General features: G+C 66.5%; 14 protein-coding genes, 1 tRNA gene and 1 pseudogene. 14 read left to right on the top strand and 2 right to left on the bottom strand.

From position 1 onward, the window contains the following. Positions 1-37 precede the first annotated feature (37 nt). The 8 genes from LLH23_14440 to LLH23_14405 all read left to right on the top strand — a co-directional run bounded on the left by LLH23_14440 (position 38) and on the right by LLH23_14405 (position 9013). A complete protein-coding gene (locus LLH23_14440) occupies positions 38-574 on the top strand; it encodes an NADH-quinone oxidoreductase subunit J (GenBank protein MCE5239669.1) in 537 nt (178 codons plus the stop codon). Next, complete coding sequence (gene nuoK, locus LLH23_14435; GenBank protein MCE5239668.1) at positions 571-900, top strand: NADH-quinone oxidoreductase subunit NuoK; 330 nt, start codon at positions 571-573, stop codon at positions 898-900. Before LLH23_14440 ends, nuoK begins: the two co-directional genes overlap by 4 nt. A gap of 364 nt (positions 901-1264) precedes the next feature. Next, on the top strand, positions 1265-3352 hold the full coding sequence (gene nuoL, locus LLH23_14430; GenBank protein ID MCE5239667.1) for an NADH-quinone oxidoreductase subunit L: 2088 nt from the start codon (positions 1265-1267) through the stop codon (positions 3350-3352). Between the two features lie 23 nt (positions 3353-3375). Beyond that, positions 3376-4923 (top strand): NADH-quinone oxidoreductase subunit M, encoded by a 1548-nt coding sequence (locus tag LLH23_14425; protein MCE5239666.1) that lies wholly within the window; start codon positions 3376-3378, stop codon positions 4921-4923. A gap of 111 nt (positions 4924-5034) precedes the next feature. Continuing rightward, positions 5035-6486, top strand: a complete 1452-nt coding sequence (locus LLH23_14420) for an NADH-quinone oxidoreductase subunit N (GenBank protein ID MCE5239665.1) — start codon at positions 5035-5037, stop codon at positions 6484-6486. Positions 6487-6493: 7 nt separating this feature from the next. Further along, a complete protein-coding gene (locus LLH23_14415) occupies positions 6494-7159 on the top strand; it encodes a redox-sensing transcriptional repressor Rex (GenBank protein ID MCE5239664.1) in 666 nt (221 codons plus the stop codon). Continuing rightward, the gene (locus tag LLH23_14410) at positions 7111-8166 is read left to right on the top strand and encodes a polyprenyl synthetase family protein (GenBank protein ID MCE5239663.1); all 1056 of its coding nucleotides are present in this window, start codon (positions 7111-7113) and stop codon (positions 8164-8166) included. The genes LLH23_14415 and LLH23_14410 overlap by 49 nt, the downstream gene beginning before the upstream one ends. Before the next feature lie 103 nt (positions 8167-8269). Continuing rightward, positions 8270-9013 carry a tetratricopeptide repeat protein gene (locus LLH23_14405; GenBank protein ID MCE5239662.1) on the top strand — a complete coding sequence of 248 codons (744 nt, stop codon included), beginning with the start codon at positions 8270-8272 and terminating at the stop codon, positions 9011-9013. Between the two features lie 77 nt (positions 9014-9090). Here the strand turns inward: LLH23_14405 and LLH23_14400 are convergent, their stop codons facing one another. Continuing rightward, on the bottom strand, positions 9091-9798 hold the full coding sequence (locus tag LLH23_14400) for an MtnX-like HAD-IB family phosphatase (protein ID MCE5239661.1): 708 nt from the start codon (positions 9796-9798) through the stop codon (positions 9091-9093). A gap of 42 nt (positions 9799-9840) precedes the next feature. Next, positions 9841-11079, bottom strand: coding sequence for a DegT/DnrJ/EryC1/StrS family aminotransferase (locus tag LLH23_14395; protein MCE5239660.1), 1239 nt, complete (start codon positions 11077-11079; stop codon positions 9841-9843). 109 nt (positions 11080-11188) lie between these two features. Between LLH23_14395 and LLH23_14390 the strand changes: the two genes are divergently transcribed. The 6 genes and pseudogenes from LLH23_14390 (at position 11189) to LLH23_14365 (ending at position 16769) form a co-directional block, all read left to right on the top strand. Next, a tRNA-Ala gene (locus LLH23_14390) sits at positions 11189-11264 on the top strand. Between the two features lie 84 nt (positions 11265-11348). After that, positions 11349-11960, top strand: coding sequence for a hypothetical protein (locus LLH23_14385; GenBank protein MCE5239659.1), 612 nt, complete (start codon positions 11349-11351; stop codon positions 11958-11960). Positions 11961-12013: 53 nt separating this feature from the next. Further along, a complete protein-coding gene (locus LLH23_14380; GenBank protein MCE5239658.1) occupies positions 12014-13234 on the top strand; it encodes a PilT/PilU family type 4a pilus ATPase in 1221 nt (406 codons plus the stop codon). Positions 13235-13333: 99 nt separating this feature from the next. Then, positions 13334-14416 carry a type IV pilus twitching motility protein PilT gene (locus LLH23_14375; protein ID MCE5239657.1) on the top strand — a complete coding sequence of 361 codons (1083 nt, stop codon included), beginning with the start codon at positions 13334-13336 and terminating at the stop codon, positions 14414-14416. Between the two features lie 15 nt (positions 14417-14431). Beyond that, positions 14432-15457: pseudogene (locus LLH23_14370) on the top strand (type IV pilus twitching motility protein PilT). A 166-nt stretch (positions 15458-15623) separates the two neighbouring features. Beyond that, positions 15624-16769 carry a hypothetical protein gene (locus tag LLH23_14365; GenBank protein ID MCE5239656.1) on the top strand — a complete coding sequence of 382 codons (1146 nt, stop codon included), beginning with the start codon at positions 15624-15626 and terminating at the stop codon, positions 16767-16769. Positions 16770-16840: the final 71 nt, after the last annotated feature.

Here is a 16840-nt window from a genome sequence, read left to right as displayed (position 1 = left end):
CGGGCCGGCTGGTAGCCGGCCCCTCCAGCGAACTACCATGTACGGTATTCCTGCCGAGCACATCATCGAATACGTGGCTTTCCTGTGCACCGCCGGGCTGACGCTGCTCGGCGGGCTGGGGACGGTCGTGTCGCGGCGCGTGTTCCCGGCGTGTCTGTGGCTGCTGGTGTGCCTGCTGGGCATGGCCGGCCTGTATGGCCTGCTGGCCGGGCACCTGATGGTCGCCATGCAGATCCTGATCTACGCCGGGGCCATCACGGTGCTCATCATCTTTGCGGTGATGCTGCTGCAGCGCGGCACCGGGCGGATCATCATGGCCGAGAACCAGCACCTGATCGGCGGAGTGATCGCCGCCGGGTTCGTGGCGGTGCTCATCATGGTGGGGGCGCTCACCACGCGCTTCCCGGAGCTGTCCACCGCCGAGCAGCCCGTCGGCTTCGCCGGGCAGAACGTCCAGATGATCGCCCATCTCCTGCTCACGAAGTACCTGCTGCCCTTCGAGATCATCTCGGTAGTGCTGCTGGCCGCGATGGTGGGGGCCATGGTGCTGGCGCGAAGGGAGCCGGGCGAATGAACCCCGTCCCTCTGCTAGCCTGGCTGTTCGTCTCGGCCATCCTCTTCTCGATGGGCCTGTTCGCGGTGATGACCCGGCGGCACGCCGTGGCGCTGCTGCTGGGCATCGAGTTGATGCTCAACGCCGCGAACCTCAATCTGGTAGCCTTCAGCCACTACCTGTCGCCTGGCAAGCAGATCAACACGGTCCTGGACGGGCAAGTGTTCGCCCTGATGGTGATTGCCCTGGCGGCGTGCGAAGTGGCGGTGGGGCTGGCGATCATACTGCGCATCTACCGGACGCGGGGCGTGCTGAACCCGGATGAAGCGAGCACGATGAAGTGGTAAGCGAACGGCACCCCATGGAGGTGTATCGTGAGAGACCGCGCCTTTGTTGTACTCGTGGCCGTCGTTGTCATACTGTCTGTGGCCCTGTTGACCCAGACCAACCTGAAGGCTGATGCCCCCGAGGTTGGGAGGTACCAGATGGCCCCGTCGGGTCAGTACCCCTATGTGTACTTTGTTGACACCGCCACCGGCTGCCTTTGGGTGAAGGAAGACAATAACCGGGACAATCCCTGGCATCAGATAAAGTCACCTGTACACTAACGCGACTGAACCAATGGTGTGGCCTCTCGGCAACGTTCGCGGGTTCCGGTAGGAATCTGGCTTTGCGGCACATGCTACCTATGGCTTTCGGCCAACTCTCTCTATGCTTGACCTAGCCTGGCTCATTCCCATCATCCCATATGCCGCCTTCGCGGTGCTGATCTTCTTCGGCAGCGCCCTGCGTCATCGCCTGGGCGAGCGGGTGGGCTGGATCGGCGTCGCGGGGATCGCGGCGACGATCCCACTGACCGTCGGCTGCCTGGTGGAACTGCTGATGGGCGTGGCGCCGGTGGACCACACTGTGGTCTGGGCCAGCCTCGGCAACAAGGCCATGCAGGTGGGCTACGCGGTGGACCCGCTGGCGGCCATCATGCTGGTCATGGTCAGCATCGTCGCCACCTGCATCCAGGTCTACTCGCTGGGCTACATGCACGGCGACAGCCGCTTCCAGCGCTTCTTCGCGTACCTGTCGCTGTTCTGTGGCTCGATGTACCTGATCGTCCTGGCCAACAACTTCGTGATGCTGTATGCGGGCTGGGAGATGGTGGGGCTGTGCTCGTACCTGCTCATCGGCTTCTGGTATGAGCGCAAGTCGGCTTACAACGCCGCGAAGAAAGCCTTCATCACCACGCGCGTGGGCGATGTCGGCTTCGCCATCGGTATCCTGATCCTCTTTGCGCACGTGCCGGAGCTGCACTTCGGGGCAGTGTTCCACGCGATCTCGGCCGGGGCGATCCCCGCGACGGTGGCCGGCGCGGCGGCGCTGTTCCTGTTCTGTGGGGCCATCGGCAAGAGCGCGCAGTTCCCGTTGCACACGTGGCTGCCCGACGCCATGGAGGGCCCGACGCCGGTCTCGGCCCTCATTCACGCCGCGACGATGGTCGCCGCCGGCGTGTACATGGTCGGGCGGCTGTTCACGATCTTCTACGTCCCGGGGCTCGAAGGCGCCGGGCCCGTCGGCGGCGGGCTGCTGCTGACGCCGCTGACCTGGGTGGCGATCATCGGCCTCATCACGGCGCTGCTGGCCGCGACCATCGGCGTCGTGCAAAGCGACATCAAGCGCGTCCTGGCGTATTCGACGATCTCACAGCTCGGCTACATGATGGTCGCCATGGGCATGGGCCCGATCGGGATGGTCGCCGGGATCTTCCACCTGATCACCCACGCCTTCTTCAAGGCCCTGCTCTTCCTGGGCTCCGGCAGCGTCATCCATGCCTGCCACGAAGAGCAGGACATGTGGAAGATGGGCGGGCTGGCGCGTAAGGCGCCGGTGACCTACTGGACCTTCTGGGCGGGCACGCTGGCCCTGGCGGGCATCTTCCCATTCGCGGGGTTCTTCTCCAAGGACGAGATCCTGACCGCCGCGTTCCACAACACCGCCGAGCACTGGGTGTACTGGGTCTTCTTCGTCGGCCTGGAGATCGCGGCGTTCATGACAGCCTTCTACATGGGCCGGGCCTGCTTCCTGACCTTCAGCGGCGAGCCGCGCAGCGAGAAGGCCGAGCACGCCCACGAGAGCCCGAACGTGATGACCGTGCCGTTGGTCATTCTGGCGGTGTTTGCGGTGCTGTTGGGGTGGATCGGATCGCCATGGGTCGGTGGGAACCTGTTTGCGGGCTTCCTCCACTCTGGGGCGGCCTTGGCCGGCGGGACCCCGGCACTGGGCGGGGAGCATGGGTTCAGTTGGCTGGTGGCCGGTATCTCGACGCTGATGGCGTTGGGGGGCCTGCTCGTGTCGGCGGCCATCTATCGCTATGGCGTGCTGAACGTCAACTGGATCAAGATCCCGGCGTACCCCCTGTACTTCGCCGCCCGGCACAAGTTCTGGTTCGATGATGTGTACGAGGGTGTGCTCGTGCGGGGCGTGCTGCTGGTGGCGGCGCTGTTCCGCTGGCTGGACCAGAACATCGTGGACGGCGCGGTCAACCTGGTGGGGTGGGGGACGCGGACGCTGGTAGCGCTGGTGGCCGGGTGGGTGGACAAGTGGATCGTGGACGGCGCGGTCAATCTCGTCGGCTGGATGACCAAGACAGTAGGCGAGTACGGCGCGCGGCTGCAGACCGGGCGCGTGCAGGAGTACGTGTCGGGCTTCGTCTTCATCGCCTGTGCGGTGGCGGCGGCGGCGTATGTGCTGATCCTGGCGATGCCGTATCTCGAGCCGGTCTTGCGCGGGTGGTTCGGCGGGTCGTGAAGGAGCTAACTCGAGGCTAGCCTATGACGATACCTTTCCTGTCCCTCATGATCTTCCTGCCCGTGGTGGGCATGGCCATCATTCTCCTGATGCACAAGGAGAAGCACGTCACGGCCATCCGGTGGACGGCGAACATCGTCGCCGGCCTGGTGTTCGTGCTGTCGCTGCTCGCCCTCACCGCCTTCATCCCGGGCAATCCGGCCATGCAACTTCAGGAGGGGCCGACCCCCTGGTTCGCGGCCGCCGGCGTGGTTGTCAACTACCACCTGGGGGCGGACGGCCTGTCCCTGCCACTCATCATCCTGACGACGCTCCTGACGTTCCTGTGCACGATCTACTCCTGGCGCATCACCCACCGCGTCAAGGAGTACATGGCCTTCTTCATGCTGCTCGAGGTGGGGATGCTGGGGACCTTCTCGGCCCTGGACTTCTTCCTGTTTTACGTGTTCTGGGAGATCTCGCTGGTGCCGATGTACTTCCTGATCGGCATCTGGGGCGGCCCGCGCCGCGAATATGCCGCCATCAAGTTCTTCATCTACACCCTGGTCGGCAGCCTGGCGATGCTGCTGGCGATCCTGGCGCTGTACTTCCACAGCAGCCCACACACTTTCGACATGATCGAGCTGGCCCGGCAGACGCCGCTGGCGTCCCATTTCTGGGTCGGCGTCCTGGCCTTCTGGGGCTTCTTCCTGGCCTTCGCCATCAAGGTCCCGCTGTTCCCGTTCCACACGTGGTTGCCCGACGCGCACGTCGAGGCCCCCACGGCCGGTAGCGTCATCCTGGCGGGCGTGCTGCTGAAAATGGGAACGTACGGCTTCGTGCGGGTGTGCCTGCCGATCCTCCCGGGGCCCAGCCGCATGTTCGCCATCGTGATCGCCCTGCTGGCGCTGGTGAGCATCGTCTATGGCGCGCTGGTGGCGATGGCGCAGACCGATCTGAAGAAGCTGATCGCGTACTCCTCGGTCAACCACATGGGCTACGTGATGCTGGGGATCGCCGCCGCCGCGGGCATCACCTGGCCCGGCAACCCGCACGCCTTCGACGCCGTCAGCCGCACCACGGCGCTCAACGGCGCGGTGTTGCAGATGGTGACCCACGGGATCATCACCGGCGCGCTGTTCTTCCTGGTCGGAGTCATCTACGACCGGGCGCACACGCGCGACCTGGCGTCCTTCGGCGGGCTGGCCAAGCAGATGCCCGTGTACGCCGGGATCATGATGATGGCCTCCTTCGCCTCGCTGGGCCTGCCGACGCTGGCCGGCTTCGTGAGCGAGTTCCTGGTCTTCGTCGGGGCGTTCGGGACGTACCAGATCATCACGGGGTTGGCGGTCATCGGCGTGGTGCTGACCGCAGGCTACTTCCTGTGGATGATCCAGCGGATGTTCTTCGGGGACCTGAACCGACAGTGGGCCGGCCTCCCGGACATGGACCCGGGCGAGCTGGTCGCGGTCGTGCCGCTGATGGTCCTGACACTGGCCATCGGTGTCTTCCCGCACCCGGTGCTACAGGTCATCAACACGGTGTCGTGGTCGGTCGTCCAGCACCTCGGACAGGCGCTGGGGCTAGGGTAGGCCTGTAGGGCGGGGGCTTGTACCCCGCCCCTCCTTGCCTGGTCTAGACGCGGGCGTGGTACAAGCCCCCTGAGATCGCGAGCGATCTCTACGCCCTACAGACAACATCTCATGCCAGTATACAACATCACAACTTTCCTGCCGGAGATCATCCTGGCCTTGCTGGGCCTGGGGGTGCTGGTGCTCGACCTGGTGCTGCGGGGCGAGCAGAAGCGCCTGCTGCCCGCGGTGACGGTTGTGGGCCTGGCGGCCTATGGGACCGCGGCCGGCAGCCTGTGGAACCCGGCGCATGTGCCGGCGTTCGAGTTCTGGCACAGCATGCTGCTGGACAACTACGCCGTGTTCTTCAAGGTGCTCTTCGCCGTCGTCGGCATCCTGGTGGTACTGCTGGCTACCGACTTCCTGCGGCGCGTGTACGCGTACGGCGAGTTCTTCGTGCTGCTGGTGTTCACGCTGCTCGGGATGTCGCTGCTGAGCGGTGCGGTGGACCTGGTCACGATCTACCTGGCCTTCGAGCTGGTCAGCCTGTCCTCGTATGTGCTCGCGGGCTATCTGCGCCGCGACCCGAAGTCGAACGAGGCGGCGCTGAAGTACTTCCTGTACGGGGCCTCGGCCTCGGCCGTGATGATCTACGGCATGAGCCTGCTGTACGGGCTGGGGGGCTCGACGAACTTGCTGGTGCTGGCCGACCGGCTGGCGATGAACCCGGTCGGGCCGATGCACGCGCTGGCGCTCGTCATGGTCCTGGCGGGGCTGGGGTACAAAGTCGCCATGGCCCCCTTCCAGGCGTGGGCGCCGGATGTGTATGAGGGCGCGCCGACCGCCGTGACTGCCTTCCTGTCGGTGGGGCCCAAGGCTGCCGGCTTCGCGATCCTGGCGCGCTTCCTGCTGATTGTGGCGCCGCCGCTGGTGCCGCAGTGGCAGGTCATCGTGGCGGTGCTGGCGACGCTGACAATGTTCACCGGCAACCTGCTGGCGATCCGCCAGCAGAACGTCAAGCGCATGCTGGCGTACTCGTCCATCGCCCACGCGGGGTACATGCTCATCGGCGTCGTCGCTGCCGGCAGCCAGCTCGGCTTCGGCATGGCGGCGGTGTTGTACTATCTGGTGGCCTACCTGCTGATGAACCTGGGCGCGTTCGCCGTGCTGATGATCGTAGCGCACAACACGGGGACGGAGGAGTTGGAGGGGTTCCGGGGCCTGGCGCGCGGGTCGCTGGGGTTGGCGCTCATCATGCTCGTGTTCCTGGTGTCACTGACCGGCATCCCGCCGACGGCAGGCTTCGTGGGGAAGTTGTACGTGTTCGGCGCGGCGATCAGCTCCGGTGTGTGGTGGTGGCTGGGCGTGGTCGGGATCATCAACAGCGCCATCTCGGTCTATTACTACATGAACATCGCCCGCCTGATGTTCTTTTGCGAGGGGGGCGGCGAGACGACCCGCCAGCCGGTGGAGTTCAGTCTGGTCATGTGGGTCTGTCTGGTCGGCACACTGGTGCTCTGCCTCGTCCCGGCGCCCATCCTCAACGCCGCGGCCGAGGCGACCATGCTGGTAATGGGACGGTAGCGAGCCGATGCCCAACGAGCTTTCCCGACGACCGAATGTCCCCGAGGGCACCGTCACACGGCTGTGCGACTATCTGCGCGTGCTGACGATGATGGAGCGGCGAGGCCAGCCGAAGGCCTCGTCAGTGGACATCGGGCAGTGGGCCGGGGTGAAGGCCTCGCAGGTGCGCAAGGACCTGTCGTACTTTGGCGAGTTCGGGCGGCGCGGCCTGGGCTACGAAGTGGCCAAGCTGCGGATGCACATCCAGGACATCCTGGGGGTGCGGCAGCAGCGTCCGGCCATCGTGGTCGGGGCGGGAAACCTGGGGTCGGCGCTGGCCCGCTATCCGGGGTTTGCGGCGCACGGCTTCCAGATCGTCGGCGTGTACGACAACTACCCGGCGCGGATCGGCCATCGCCTGGGGAACATGAAGATCCGCTCGACCCGCGAGCTGCCGGATGACGTCCGGGCTCTGAAGGTCGAGATCGCCATCCTCACCGTGCCCGAGCATGCAGCGCAGGATACGGCGGACTTCGTGATCGCCGCTGGCGTGAAGGCCATCGTGAACTTTGCGCCGCTACTGCTGAACGTGCCGCGAGAGGTCACCATCCGCAACGTGGACCTGGCGCGGGAGCTGGAGACACTATGCTTCTATCTGCCGGCGGACGTGCCGCCGGCGGGGACGGATCGCTGATGGCCGCCATCACCGAGCAGCCGGCGCCCTGGCAGGCGCCGCGTGAGTTCGCCAGGCCGGTCGCGGCGGAGTTGCGGCAGGTCGAGGAGAGCCTGGCGCAACTGCTCCCGCCGGATGTGGGTGGCCTGGCGCCGGTCATCTACCACCAGGTCGTGCAGGCCGGGGGCAAGCGTCTGCGTCCGCTGCTCGTGCTGCTGTCGTGCGCGGCGGCCGGCGGCGACCCCGCCCGCGCCATCACCATGGCGACCGGCGTCGAAGTCGTGCACCTGGCCTCGCTAATGCATGACGATGTGATTGACGAGGCCCGGGAGCGTCGCGGGCGTCCCGCGGCGCGCCAGCGCTGGGGCAATCGGGCGAGCATACTGGTGGGCGACCTGCTCATCGCACAGACCTTCCGGCGCCTGAGCGACGAGTCTGGCCGCGCTGCGCTGGGCGTCATGGCTGAGGCTGTGGTGCAGATGTGCCAGTCGGAGCTGGTGCAGCAGGGAGAGGGCCGTCCGTGTCCTGACGAGGCCGCGTACTTCGCGAACATTCAGGGGAAGACGGCGGCGCTCATGGCCGCGGCGTGCGAGACCGGTGCTGTGGCCGCCGGGAACACGGCAGCAGCGCAGCCCCTGCGGGAGTTCGGCACCAACCTGGGACTGGCGTTCCAGATCACGGATGATCTGCTGGACCTGTACGGGGACCCGGCGAAGCTGGGGAAGCCTGTGCGGCAGGACTTGTTGCGGCGGCAATGGACGCTGCCGGTCATCGCGGCCCTGGAGAACGCGCCCCCCGAAGAGGCCCGTGGGTTGCAGAAGCTCCTCGAGCACGCCGCCGAGGGCGATGCGCAGGCCGCGGCGGAGGCGGCGGCCCGGGTGGAGGCGCTGGGGGGCCGGGAGTACGCCTCACGCCGCACGGCGGAACTCGTCAGACAGGCTTCGCTGGCTCTCGCGCCCCTGCCGGAGACGCCGGCACGGGACGCCCTGGTGGGGTTCGCAGAGTACGTGACGCGGCGAGAGTCGTGACGCGCAGGAATTGTCGCCGGGCAAGAAGGAGACGGTTGAGGGCTGGGGAACTGATTACCGCACTGAACTAGCGCGGACATCATATCGAAGGGAAGGACGCCCCGTGAGAGTACCGATCGTCTTAGCCGTCCTGGTCATACTGGCCCTGCTGGTGTCGCTGTGTAGCGGATGTCTGTTTGGTGGCAGCAAGGGGGAGACGGAAGAGGGAGGCGCCGCTGAAGGTGGCCCGGGTGCGGAAGCGGGCGCACCTCCTGGCGGTGGCCCCGGTGGGCCACCGGCCGGCGGACCTGGCGCGGAGGCCGGCGGACCTCCTGGCGGCGGTCCTGGCGGACCCGAGGGCGCTCCCGGCGCGGAAGCTGCGGGCGGCCCTGGCGGAGCCCCTGAGGGCGCACCGGCGGCCGGAGGCGCGGCGGCTATCACGCCCATCCCCGGGAAGACCACCAAGGAAGGCCTGAACATCAAGCACAGTGGCGACTATACCCAGGCGCTCGGGATCTTCGAGGCCAACCTGCAGAAGAACCCCAAGGACGCCCTGGCGCTCTATGGCAAGGCCTGGATCCTGGCCGAGCAGGGGCAGCGCCCGCAGTCCATCGCCACCTTCAACAGCTTCCTCAAGGTGAGCAAAGACGCCAAGAAGGTCAAGGAAGCCAAGGCCGCGGTCAGCCGGATGAAGTCGGCTGGTGCGGCGCCGGCTGCGGCCCCAGCCGCGGCTCCTGGCGGCATGGGGGCGCCGGGTGGTGCTCCGGCTGGCGGTCCCGGTGGGCCTCCCGCCGGCGGCCCTGGAGGACCCCCGGCGGGCGGGCCTGGTGGTCCCCCGGCCGGCGGACCGGGTGGGCCTCCCGCCTAGCCCAGTCGCCGAGTTGAAGTGAGCGAGCGGCCGGAGTCCCCACGGACTCCGGCCGCTCTCGTGCCTGGTCAGGGCCCTCAGGCCAGGACGCGCATCACGTCGGCGAAGGTCTCGAAGGGGATATAGGGGCGCCCGGCGCTCTCGCAGTCCTCGGCCAGGGCGTGCTTGGCGAAGATGAGGTCGGCAAAGCGCGCGGCGCACAGGTCGGAGTGTCCGTCGCCCAGGTAGATCACGCGCGTGGCGCTCCGCCGCAGGCGGAACAGGTGCTCGACCTTGCAGTTGCCGCACTGGCCGCAGGCGTTGCAGTAGGGGAACTCGATCCGCAGGCCCTCGGGGGGGAAGGTGGCGGCGTTGCTGAAGCGCAGCAGGCAGTCCGTCGCCCGCAGGCAACTGTCCTCACCGCACGTACGGAGGCCGAGGCCCGCGAACATGCGGTCCAGGTAGAAGTCCAGGCCGTCGCTCAGGATGGCAATTCCCGCACCCCGCGCGCGGGCCAGGGCGAGTAGTTCGAGAAAGCCGGGGTCTATGACGAGGCCATCCACGAAGGCCAGAGCCTCCGCCTCGGTGGGATAGAACGTGCGCCACTGGCGGCGCAGGCACTCCATCGAGTCGATCTCCCCCCGTCGCCAGGCATACTCGTCTTCCCAGGCGGCGGCCGCATCCGCCGGGGCGAGGGTGTCAATCATTGCCAGCCCGGTGTCAATGAGGCTGATAGTCCCGTCGAAGTCGGAGAGAATGAGGTCTTCGGGTTGCAGTGCAATGGCGCCAGGTGTCACGCGGCGCATTATACCACGGCCCTCAAGGCCCCCCGCCAGGGCGTGCTGCCGCTACTCCCTCAGCTCGTCTATGTTCTCGACCACCTTGGCCATCGCGTCGGCCATGAGCTGCATGTCCTGTTCGTCGCACGGCGGCGAGAGGTAGGGCTGGATGATCGAGAACTCCCGCTCGGCGATGAGCTCGCTGACCGGCAGGTCGCCCTTCCGGTAGACCGGCGGGTTCTCCACGTGGGGGCACTGGAAGGGGCAGCCCTTGCCGTAGAGGTTGCGCTCCTGGAAGATCGTGCGCAGGTGGATCGGTCCGCCCGCCTGGATCGGCCGGCTCTCGGGCGCGAACCGATAGTTGGCGTCATTGACGTAGGCGACCGCATAGACGCCCTCGGCATTGAGCGCCTGGCAGAAGCGGTCGCGGCTGACGCCGTGCACCTCCGGGTCCCACAGCGCGGTCCAGTAGTGGAAGACATGACGATAGCCCGGGCGCACGTAGGGCGGCGTCAGGCCGGGGAGATCGGCAACCTGCCGGGAGAGGGCCTCGCAGTTCCGGATGCGGGCTGCGGTACGGACCTCGGCGTCCAGGAGTTGCTGCATGGCCTCGGCGGCGCCCACGGCCCGCATGTTGTCGCCGGTGCCGCCCATCGAGGCATACTTGAGCACCTCGGGGTCGGTGGCCAGGCCCTGGATGACGGTCGGGTGCTGGCCCGCCAGCAGTGCCCGCTCGTACAGGCCCTGGTCGTTGGTCAGATACGCCCCGCCACCGGAGAAGGAGTAGATGGGCTTGCCGGACCAACTGAAGGCCGTCATGTCGGCGATGCTGCCGACCTTGCGGCCGTCGATCTCAGACGTGGAGGCCTGGCAGGCGTCCTCGATCACGGGGATGCCGTACTCGGCGGCCAGCGCCATCAACTCGGGGATGGGGGCCGGGTGGCCGTAGAAGTCCACCGGCAGGATCGCCCTGGTGTTGGGGGTGATCTTGCGGCGGGCGTCGGCGACGTCCATCGTGAACGTCTGGGGGTCAATGTCGGCGAAGATCGGGACGGCGTTGACGCGCAGGATGGCCCCCACTGTCGCCACCCAGGTGAAGGCGACCGTCAGCACCTCGTCGCCGGGGCCGCAGCCGGCGGCGAACAGGGAGGAGATGAGCGCGGCCGTGCCCGAACTGACACAGCGGGCGTAGCGAGCGCCGGTGTACTCGCACAGGGCGGCTTCCAGGCCCTTGCCGGCCCAACTGGACTTCAGATCGCGTTCCGGACCTACAGTCTGGGGGCCACCGAACAGCGCCAGCTTGCTCATGTCGCACCTCACGGGGGGAGTGGGTCCGCAAGTGCGTTCCTGGCCCCGGGGAAAGCACCTCTTTTTCTTGACGGTCGGGCTCAGGCTTGATATACTATGGCCCGTGGTTGGGGCCATAGCTCAGCTGGGAGAGCGCTTGCATGGCATGCAATAGGTCGGGGGTTCGAATCCCCCTGGCTCCACCAAACTAAGGCTACCCGCGAAGGCGCAGGCGACAGCTTGCGCCTTCTCCGTATTCACTCCCCGGTTCCAGGAAGGAATGGCGTCCCGTGTATCGAATACTGCTGCTGAGTGCCCTCGCGACCATCTGGTGTGCTGTGGCGACTGCCACGGACACGCCAGTGGGTCTGGTGGCGGCGCTGCAAGGCGGGGCAGTGGTGAGTCTGGATGCGTCCTTCCCGGCGGGCATGAACATGACCGCCATCCAGTCTGACCTCCAGCAGGTGGCGCAGCGGACAGGGTGGCGCATCGAGGGGCAGCCGGCCGAGACGGAGGGCGACACTATCTCGGTGCACGCCCAGGTCATGGGTGGCGAGGTCGCCTCGGTCCTCAACGATGTGGTGTGGCCGTTGGTGGCGGCCATGGCACGGCACGAGCGACTGGGGATCATGGTCACGGGGGCGCCCGCGGCCGTGGCCCCCATGGTCGTCGAGAACCGGTTCGTCCGACTGGAACAAAGCGGCGGGCAGGGGATTCTGTCATACCAGGCCTTCGTCAAGGACTCCAGCTTCGAGTCTCTGGACGAGCTGATGAAGCCGGATCTCCCCGGTGCGAGCACTCATCGGGGGAGCCGCCTGGGCTGGGCCTGGTTCTTCTTGGTCGTGACGGCCATGGCCGTCGGAGTGCTGGTGTACCTGCTCATGAGACGCCGCGGCGACTAGCGACGCTGCGACGGCGGGGCACATATCGCTGTCTGGCCGGGAGGGCATGCACGTTGGATAACTGGCAGGATGTCATCCGCTGGGGGTATGAGCACAAGTGCTCGGACGTCTTCTGGAAGCCCGCCAACCATCCCTGCTGCAAGATGCGTGGCGTCGTCTCGCACGTCGAGGAGTTCCCCATCCTCACCAAAGAGGATACCGAGAACATCGCCAAGTCGCTGATGCGGCCGGGGGACTGGGAAAAGTTCGAGGAGATGCACGAGAAGGACATCGGCCTGACCATCGAGGGCGTGTGCCGCCTGCGCATCAACGTCTATTGCGAGCGCGGCAATACCTGTCTGGTCATGCGTCTGATTCCCCTGGACATCCTCACCGTCGAGGATCTGGACCTGCCGGACGTCCTGAACAAGATCTCGCTTGAGCCGCAGGGCCTGGTGCTCGTGACGGGGCCGACCGGCTGCGGCAAGTCCACGACGCTCGCCGCCATGATCGACATGGTCAACCGCAAGCGGCGCGCCAATATCATCACCATCGAAGACCCCATCGAGTACGTCCACCGCGATAAGTCCTCCATCGTCAGCCAGCGCGAGGTCGGCATTGACACCAACAGCTTCGGGGCGGCGCTCAAGTACGCCATGCGCCAGGCCCCCGACGTGATCCTCATCGGTGAGATGCGCGACGTCGAGACCATGGCGGTGGCCATGCAGGCGGCCGAGACGGGCCATCTGGTCTTCTCCACCGTCCACACGACCAGCGCCGCCGAGACGATGGAACGTATCATCAACATGTTCCCGCCGCACGAGAAGCCGCAGATCTGTCTGCGCATGGGCAAGACGCTGCGTGCGGTCATCTCGCAGGCGCTGGTGCCGCGGAAGGACGAGGCCGGCCGGATCGCGGCCCTCGAGATCATGTACGTCACGCCGACGATCGCCAAGCTGATCGAGGACGGCAAGCCCTCCGAAGCCTACCAGTTCATCGAAGAGGGCCAGCATTTCGGCATGCAGACCAAGAACCAGGCGCTGCTGGAGTTGTACAAGTCGGGGAAGGTGAGCGGGGAGCACGCGCTGTTCTATGCGGGCAACTACACCGAGATGCGGCAGATGCTGCGCCGTGTGGACGGTCTGGCGGCCGACCAGCAGAAGGAAGAGGAAGCCGCGGCCAAGAAGGCCGCCGCGGCAGCCGCGGCGCGGGCGCGGATGGCGCAGAGCCAGAGCCAACCGGCCGGCGGCGCTCCGCCCGCCGGAGGCACGCCGCCGTCCCGGCCGCCGCAGTAGCAGGGGCGCCATGAGGCGGGGGCCCCGCTCGGCTCCCGTCACCGGGTTGACGTCATGCGGGGCGGGGTGCGAACTCCCGTTCCACGGATCGGAGACCATATGCCTGACTACATTCTCGACGATCTGCTCGGCCAGATGCCGGACCTGGAGGCCTCGGACCTGCACCTGCGGGTGGGGGAGCCGCCCATGATGCGCATCCATGGCGACCTGGAGCGACTCGACTATCCGGTGCTCACCCACGAGGACACGATGGACCTGATGTACGCCAAGATGACCGAGGCGCAGAGGGAGCGGTTCGAGAGCTTCAAGGAACTGGACATGGCGTACGAGGTCGAGGGGGTCGCGCGCTTCCGGGTCAACTGCTTCCATCAGCAGCGACATGTCGGCGCGGTCATGCGCATGATCCCCATCAAGATCAAGAGCATCGAGGAGCTGGGGCTGCCACAGATCCTCAAGGAGTTTGCTGACCTGCCCCGTGGCCTGGTGCTGGTCACCGGACCGACCGGGTCCGGAAAGTCCACGACGTTGGCCGCCATGGTCAACCACATCAACGACACCCGCAAGGCCCACATCATCACGATCGAGGATCCCATCGAGTTCGTCCACGAGGACCGCAAGTGCATCGTGGAGCAGCGCGAGGTCGGCCAGGATACTCACGCCTTCGCCGACGCCCTCAAGCACGTCATGCGCCAGACGCCGGACGTCATTCTCGTCGGCGAGATGCGCGACCTGGAGACCATCTCCCTGGCCATCACCGCGGCGGAGACCGGCCACCTCGTGTTCGCTACCCTGCACACCACCGACGCCATGCAGACCGTGGACCGCATGGTGGACGTGTTCCCCCCCCAGCAGCAGCAGCAGATCCGCATGCAGCTCGCGGTCACGCTGGGCGGCGTAATCTGCCAATCGCTCCTGCCCATCAAGGGCCGGCCGGGTCGCGTCGCCAGCTTCGAGATCATGAAGGCGACCCCTGCGATCCGCGCGGTCATCCGCGAGGGCAAGACGCACATGATCTACAACCTGATCCAGAGCGGCGCCGATGAGGGCATGATCGTGTTGGACCAGTACCTCGCCGGGCTGGTGCGGAACAACCTGGTCGAGTACGAGCATGCTCTGGCCAAGTCGTCGTACCCGAACGAGTTCGCGCGGCGCTGCGGGATCAGCGACACCGCCGCGACGTAATCCGGAGGGCTGTCCATGGCAAAGTACGATCTGGACAAGTTGCTGCGCTTCTCGGTCAAACAGCGTGCCTCCGACCTGATCATCAAGGCCGGCCAGCCCCCGATCTTCCGCATCCATGGTGACCTGGTGCGGATGGGTGCGGAGGTCATGACGGCGGAAGACACGCGCGAGGTCAGCTACAGCGTGTTGCCGCCGGACATGATCGCGAGGTTCGAGAAGGAACTGGAGCTGGACTACGCCCACGAGATCGAGAACGTCGCGCGCTTCCGCGTCAACATCATGCAGCAGCGCGACCGCATCACCTCGGTCTACCGGACTATCCCCTTCCACATCCAGACGATGGACCAACTGGGCCTGCCGGCCATCTGCAAGCACTTCTGTGACTTTCCCCGCGGCCTGGTACTCGTGACCGGGCCCACCGGCTCGGGCAAGACCACAACGCTGGCCGCCATGGTCAACTACATCAACGAGACCAAGCCGCTGCACATCATGACCGTGGAGGACCCCCTGGAGTTCATCCACGAGCCGCAGCGGGCCCTGGTCAACCAGCGCGAGGTCGGGGACGACACGCTGAGCTTCCCCAACGCCCTCAAGTACGTGCTGCGGCAGGACCCGGACGTGATCCTGATCGGTGAGATGCGCGACCTGGAGACCATCCACCTGGCCATCTCCGCGGCAGAGACCGGCCACCTGGTGTTCGGAACCTTGCACACCACCGACGCCGTTCAGACGATTGACCGCGTCATTGACGTGTTCCCGCCTCACCAGCAGCAACAGGTGCGGATGCAGTTGTCCGTCAACCTCGTGGGCGTGCTGTCCCAGGCGCTCATCAAGACCCGGGACAAGCAGGGCCGGGTAGCGGCTTTCGAGATCATGGAGGCCGTGCCGTCCATCCGCAACCTCATCCGTGAGGGCAAGACCCACCAGATTGCGTCGCTGATCCAGACAGGGCAGCGTCGCGGCATGATGACCCTGGACCAGTTCCTGGTGGAGCTGGTCGCACGCGGCATCGCCGACTGGGAGTCCGCCCGCGACAAGGCGCACGACTACGCCGCCTTCGACGAGATGCTCGATCGCCGGAAGGAGGACGGCGGTGTAGTCGCCGATGTGAAGGTCGGTCTGGACGCCGGCTACCAGCACGCCGCCGACGTGGCCGAAGAGGACACGGAGCAGTAGCACGGCCCATCACCCTGATCAGGAGCACCCCATGCGCGCGAAGCCCAAGGTCGCACGCCAGGTCAGAGAAGAGTTCGATGTCTACATCCTTCTATCGCGCTGGGCGCGGTTTGTGCTGCAGTTCGCCATCGCGGCCTTCGTCATTTCCCTGGGGTACATCCTCTACGGTATCTTCAGCGGCGTTCTGAACCGGCCGGTGGACGCTGCGGCCGCGGAGCGGTACGTACGGAACCTGCGCCTGATGGGCGAGATCATGGCCGCCGCGGGCGTACTGGGGACCATCTCCTTCGTCGTGCTGACACTGAGCGAGATTGCCTACTCGGTGACCATGGCGATCCTTGGCGTGGCGCTGATGTTCGGGATGCCGATCCTGGTGGCCAGCAACCTGGCCCAGGCCGGCAACCGCATCATCGGTGTCATCAACGAGTGGTCGCGCAACGCCGGGATGGGCATCCTGGCCGTGGTGGCGCTGCGGATCCTGTACGAGATCGTCGAGCAGATCCGGACCGCCGGAGCGCGGCGCAAGGGGAAAGAGGAACTCGAAGCGGTCGAGGGCCTGCAGAAGGCCAAGCGCCCACCGAAGCCGGGGGTCTGGTCGCCCTGCTGGAAGCTACCGTACTGCCATGAGGCGGTCCGGGAGTCCTGCCCGGCCTTCAAGAACCGTAAGTCCTGCTGGCGCTACGGGTCGGGCTGCAACTGCGACCCGGGCATGATCGAGCGCCTGATCCGCTCCGGTGCGCTGGAGGCCGGTAAGGGCGCCTCCAAGGCCAGTAGCCGCGAGAAGACCGCCCATGCCGCCTACGTGCGTTCCGACCTGCAGGCCGATGCGCCGGTGAAGGCCAGCGAGCGCACCATCCCGTGCAGCAAGTGCCCGATCTACCTGGACCACCAGCGCCAGAAGTTCAAGATCGTCAACCCGATCGCCGTCATCGGCACTGTGGTGGCCATGGGGGTGCTGTACATCCCCCTCCGGGCCATCTACCACACCGTGGTGCAGGCCGTCGCGGCGGTCGCCAGCCGCATGACCTTCGATGTGCGGCGGGTGGACCCCGGCGAGTGGGTGCGCTACCTGGACACCCCGGCCCTGCAGATCTTCTTCTTCGTGATCGTGGGGCTGCTGGCGCTGTCGTACGTGCTGAAGTTCGTGGAGTGGGCGATCTTCGAGAAGAAGCTGTAGGGGAGGGACAGGGGACTGTCCCCGCAGGGGGCTGTCCCCGTTGTGCGCAGAGATAGGGTCAGCCCCCTGCG

It is taken from the genome of bacterium (genome assembly GCA_021372615.1).
GTDB lineage: Bacteria > Armatimonadota > Zipacnadia > Zipacnadales > UBA11051 > JAJFUB01.
This window is presented reverse-complemented; position numbering and strand designations above follow the sequence as displayed.